General features: G+C 44.3%; 4 protein-coding genes. 2 read left to right on the top strand and 2 right to left on the bottom strand.

Going from position 1 to position 5,210, the window contains the following annotated elements; all coding sequences use genetic code 11:
- Positions 1 to 240 precede the first annotated feature (240 nt).
- Entirely contained in the window at positions 241 to 1,155 is a 915-nt protein-coding gene (gene menA, locus AC805_RS18525; RefSeq protein ID WP_055076759.1) for a 2-carboxy-1,4-naphthoquinone phytyltransferase, read from the bottom strand.
- A 176-nt stretch (positions 1,156 to 1,331) separates the two neighbouring features.
- On the opposite strand from menA, the gene pds reads away from it, so the two are divergent.
- Entirely contained in the window at positions 1,332 to 2,795 is a 1,464-nt protein-coding gene (pds, locus tag AC805_RS18530; RefSeq protein ID WP_055076760.1) for a 15-cis-phytoene desaturase, read from the top strand.
- 4 nt (positions 2,796 to 2,799) lie between these two features.
- Positions 2,800 to 3,687 carry a phytoene synthase gene (locus tag AC805_RS18535; protein ID WP_055076761.1) on the top strand — a complete coding sequence of 296 codons (888 nt, stop codon included), beginning with the start codon at positions 2,800 to 2,802 and terminating at the stop codon, positions 3,685 to 3,687.
- 380 nt (positions 3,688 to 4,067) lie between these two features.
- On the opposite strand, the gene AC805_RS18540 is transcribed toward AC805_RS18535, so the two are convergent.
- Complete coding sequence (locus AC805_RS18540; RefSeq protein WP_055076762.1) at positions 4,068 to 4,958, bottom strand: bestrophin family protein; 891 nt, start codon at positions 4,956 to 4,958, stop codon at positions 4,068 to 4,070.
- Positions 4,959 to 5,210 lie beyond the last annotated feature (252 nt).

Here is a 5,210-nt window from a genome sequence, read left to right on the forward strand (position 1 = left end):
CCAATCAATTCTTGGGGTTTGATTTGTCCTAAGTCAAGTAATACCAATTCCCAAAATGGCAACGCCATTTTGGGAATCTCAAAACCTTATTGGTTTTGGCTTTTATAGCTGTCGCCAAATTTACTAGAACATAAACCCCAAGAATTAATTGGTGGCGCGAAGTGCCGCCAATTAATTCTTTGATTTGTCCTAATTCAAGTGACTGTAGCTATAATTATGCCGAATTATGTATAAAAAATTCTAGAAAATCAGGCTGACACTCAGGCATGAACCAACAACAAAGTGCAAAGCTACGGCAATAAATCGACAGTTGAGTAACATTTCCGATTGCTCATGGTGATCGCCAATGAAGGTGCATAGTTTCCAAGCAATAGGCAGGCTAATTAATACGATCGCTGTCCAGACTGGGAAAAATTGCAAGGCGATCGCCGCAATTGTCACCGCATAAATTACCGCACAGACCCAAGGCAAAAGCTGGGAAGCCCTCTTGGTTCCCAATCTCACCACGGGCGATCGCTTACCTGCGGCAAGATCATCCTCTACTTGATTGAAATGGGAACAGAAGAGAATCAAGCTGGTGATGATGCCCACAACAACTGCGGCGGCAAGGGAGCCAATCGACCAAGATTGGGTTTGACTGTAATAGGCTGCGGAAACGCCTAAGGGACCAAAGGCAAAGAAACATAAAATTTCGCCCCATCCTTGATATCCCAGTCGAAAGGGAGGACCTTGGTACATATAGCCGAGAACGCAACAGAGCGCCACCAGACTCACCACCACCGCATCTTGCTGTAGCCATGAAATTGCCAATACGCCACTAATGCCCAGTAGCAAGCAGATATTAGCGATCGCAAAGACTAAATTTTTCTTACCCGTAAGATTGACAACGGAATGCGCCTTGTTAATATCAATGCCAGTTTCGGCATCAAATACATCATTGCAAAGGTTTTCCCAAACTAAGATAACAACGGCAGCGCCTAAAAAGATTGTAAATACCGCCCAGTTGATTGCCCCAGTATCACGATAAGCAACCGCAGTCCCCGTCGCAATCGGGACGATCGCCACGCTATACATCGGTAATTTAATCGCTGCCATCCATAATTTGCGCGAGGGAGTGGGAGATATCTGAGGGGAATCAACGAGGCTTTTGACCATACTAGCTAAGATGAATTTGCAGATGAATTTGCGTTCGCCATCCTAACTTAAAACAAAAATGGGTTCCTCGACGATTTTTGCCCATAAAAATTAGTAATTAGTAAATTATTAAGCTTTGCAAAGTAAGATGGAGATTATTAAGCATAAAAATTTAAAAGTACAGGTATCGAAAAAATATGCGCGTGGCGATCGCTGGAGGAGGGTTAGCAGGATTATCCTGTGCCAAGTATTTGGTGGATTTGGGACATCAGCCGATTTTGCTAGAGCGCAGTAACGTTCTCGGCGGCTTAGTAGCAGCATGGAAAGATGCTGATGGCGACTGGATCGAAACGGGGCTGCATAACTTTTTTGGTGCTTATCCCAATATGTTGCAACTGATGGGCGAGCTAAATATCCTCGATCGCCTGCAATGGAAACGCCATGCTTTAATTTTTAATCAACCTGAAAAGCCAGGGGTATTGTCATGGTTTGATGTACCCGATATTCCTTCACCCTTTAATATCATTGTCTCGATTCTTCGCAACAACGATATGCTCACGTGGAATCAAAAGATTCGGTTTGCGATCGGGCTAATTCCCGCGATCGTGCGTGGCGATGACTACGTTGTCTCCATGGATAAATACACCTTCGAGGAATGGCTAGCAATGCGTGGCATTGGTAAAGACATTACCACCGATATTTTTATTGCCGTTTGTAAATCCCTCAAATTTATCGACCCTGATGTCATTTCGGCAACGATTCCCCTCCGCGCCCTCAATAAGTTTCTCCAACAAAAGGACGGCTCGAAAATTGCCTATCTCGATGGCGCACCTCCCGAACGTCTCTGTCAGCCCATCGTGGATCATGTCGTAGCCAGAGGTGGCGAAGTGTATACAGGCGTGGCTCTCAAGGAAATCGTCACCGATCAAGATGGCAATGTGCAAAAGTTAATCGTCCAAGGTACTGACGGCTCCCCCAGTCGCGAAATTTTTGCCGATGCTTACGTTTCGGCGATGTCAGTGGACGCATTTAAAAACTATATTCCTGCAAACTGGCAAGGATTGCCCTATTTTCAGCAGCTAGACAACCTTGAAGGCGTACCCGTAATTAGCGTGCAGATCTGGTTCGATCGCAAGCTTACCGATATCGATCACACCCTATTTTCGCGATCGCCCCTGCTGAGCGTTTATTCAGACATGAGCAACTCCTGTAAGGAATACGCCGACCCCGACAAATCAATGCTAGAGCTAGTCTTTGCCCCTGCGGCGGATTGGATCGATCGCCCCAATAGCGAAATCTTAGAAGCAACCCTTAACGAACTTGCCAAACTCTTTCCACAGTATCTCCCCAGCCCTGCCCAAGTCTTAAAGTCCCATATCGTCAAGACTCCGCGATCGATTTATACGGCAATCCCTGGACGCGAACAATTCCGTCCTCATCAAGCCACACCGATCGCTAATTTCTTTTTGTCAGGTAGCTATACAGCTCAACCCTTTTTTGGGAGTATGGAAGGGGCGGTACTTTCTGGTAAGCTAACAGCACAGGAAATCCATCAAGCAAGTCAAAGCGCAAATCAAAAAGCAAGTCAATCTTCTGGAAGTAAAGTCCTTGGTCGAACCTCTAACGAAAACCAGTCAAATCCATCTGTCGTCACTGCCTAAGCCAATGGGAATGCGTCAGCCAGTCAGTCTGGATGAAGCCTACGAGATTTGTCGTTGCATCACCGCAAAGTATGCTAAGACTTTTTATCTTGGTACGATGCTGATGTCAGAAGCAAAACGACGCGCTACTTGGGCTATTTATGCTTGGTGTCGTCGCACCGACGAACTCGTCGATGGTATGCAAGCAGATACCACAGATGCCGAAACGCTCTTTAACTGGGAGAAACAGTTGGAGGCGACATTCCGTGGTGAACCGATTCATGCCTCAGATATCGCCTTAGCCGATACGGTCAAGCATTATCCAATGCCGATCCAGCCTTTCAAAGATATGATCTCAGGAATGCGCATGGATCTTAAATATGATCGCTACCAAACCTTTGACGATCTGCATTTATACTGCTATCGCGTTGCGGGAACAGTCGGTTTAATGTCAGCGGCAATTATGGGCTTTGAGACGAAGGATCCATCGGTAATTGCGACCGCAACTGAAGCGGCGATCGCGTTGGGTATCGCCATGCAATTAACTAATATTTTGCGAGATATTGGTGAAGATGCTCAACGAGGTCGTATTTATCTGCCCCTTGAGGATTTACACTATTTCGACTATACCGAAAAAGATTTATTAAGCGGTACTGTTGACGATCGCTGGGTTGAGTTAATGCGCTTCCAGATCCAACGGGCGAGAGAGTTTTATCAACACGCGGAAGATGGCATTTCGGCTTTATGTCGCGATGCGCGATGGCCAGTATGGTCTTCGTTAATTTTGTATCGCAATATTTTAAAGGCGATCGAAAAAAATAATTACGAAGTATTTATGCGCCGTGCCTTTGTACCCCGTTCAAACAAGATGCTGGCTCTGCCTTGGGCATGGCTGAAGGCTCAAACTTCTTAACCCGCAAGAAATTATTGCCTTGCCATAAGTACTTGTGCAAAATTACCAAAGCCCGTAAAGTTGCGCCCCTTAGGGGCGCAACTTTACGGGCTTTGGTTTGTAATTAATTATGCCCAGCTATAGCTATTACCAATTCCCAAAAGTGTGGCTACACTTTTGGGAATTAAAACCCAAATCTAGTAAGGGTTTTTAAATCATAAAATGGCGTAGCCATTTTGTGATTTGGTAATAGTCGGTAATGTTAGGACAAACATCAAACCCAATAGAGAGTTGCGGCGCTTCGCGCCGCAACTCTCTATTGGGTTTGATGTCCTGACTTAAGTGAATATAGCTATACCAAGTAAAGAAATGGCGTAGCCATTTCTTTACTTGGTATAAGTTTAGATTTTTTGGGGTTCAGAACTGATAAAAATCAAATCGTCAATATTTCGTTGCATAGCGTTACAAATATTATCTAGAGGTAAGTCATTAGTATCGTGACCAAAGGGGTCTTCAATTTGAATGCCAATTTCTTCTATTCCTAATAGGGTAAAACTAATCAAAGTGACGATGGGGGCGGTCATCCATTCCAGTTGATCGACCATTTGGAATGGAAGAGATAAGCAATAAATCATTAATAACTGCTTGAGGTGAATGGCATAGGCTAGAGGGATCGGAGTCCTGAGAATGCGTTCGCAAATACCCACAACATCAACCATTTGATGTAAAAGCTGAATCATATCGTTTAGCTGATAGCGATCTAGTTTTCCTTGCTGAGTTTGTTCTTGTAAGTAGCTACTAAGCCAAAATGCAATTTCCAGCGGGGGATGGTTCATCGTTTTCAATCGTTCAAATTGCTCAGGAGAGAGATTTGCCGCCAGTTCAGAGTTAATTGACTCCGATCGCAAATGTAGTTTTAAGGCGATCGCAAAGGCTGGTAACATTTTCACCGCTGCAATTTTCGCTTCGCGATCGCGGGGTTCCTTTTCTAAAATCGCCACTAGAATTTGGCGCGATAAATTTCTTACGGTATTTACAAGCAGACCCCATGCTTTGCGACCTTCCCAGAATCTTTCATAAGCAGTGTTTGTCCGAAATACCAGCAATAAACCCAGTACGATATCTGGAATGATACTGCCAAGAATCGGTAAAGAAACTCTGATATTAGAGAGATGAAGGATATAGATAAAAATACTAAATAATCCACACAATAGCGATCGTGGTAAAACTTCTGGAACTACGGAGCCTCTCCAGCGCAACGCAATCCGAAACCAATCATCTTTTTTTTTCATTAAAGTTTATCGAAGTTTATTTTTTGGTTATAAGTAGCTAGGCATAAGTAAACTTAAAACCCAGAATCTGTAGCGCACGCTGCGCGTGCGCTACAGATTCTGGGTTTTAAGTTTACTTATGCCTAGCTACTTACTAGGGAGCAGTGGTGTCAAAAATAGTCATTTGCGAATCGTTAGGAAAATCGTTAGGAGATTTTTTAGTGGCTTTTGGTGGTGATTTTTGAGAGCGATCGCTGGATTGTCGATCGCGAT

The organism is Pseudanabaena sp. 'Roaring Creek', from assembly GCF_001402795.1.
Classification (GTDB): Bacteria; Cyanobacteriota; Cyanobacteriia; order Pseudanabaenales; family Pseudanabaenaceae; genus Pseudanabaena.

Excerpts from the sequence above, each read along its gene's own strand:
- AC805_RS18540 (WP_055076762.1), bottom strand. The coding sequence starts at position 4,958 with ATGAAAAAAAAAGATGATTGGTTTCGGATTGCGTTGCGCTGGAGAGGC.
- pds (WP_055076760.1), top strand. The coding sequence starts at position 1,332 with ATGCGCGTGGCGATCGCTGGAGGAGGGTTAGCAGGATTATCCTGTGCC.
- menA (WP_055076759.1), bottom strand. The coding sequence starts at position 1,155 with ATGGTCAAAAGCCTCGTTGATTCCCCTCAGATATCTCCCACTCCCTCG.
- AC805_RS18535 (WP_055076761.1), top strand. The coding sequence starts at position 2,800 with ATGGGAATGCGTCAGCCAGTCAGTCTGGATGAAGCCTACGAGATTTGT.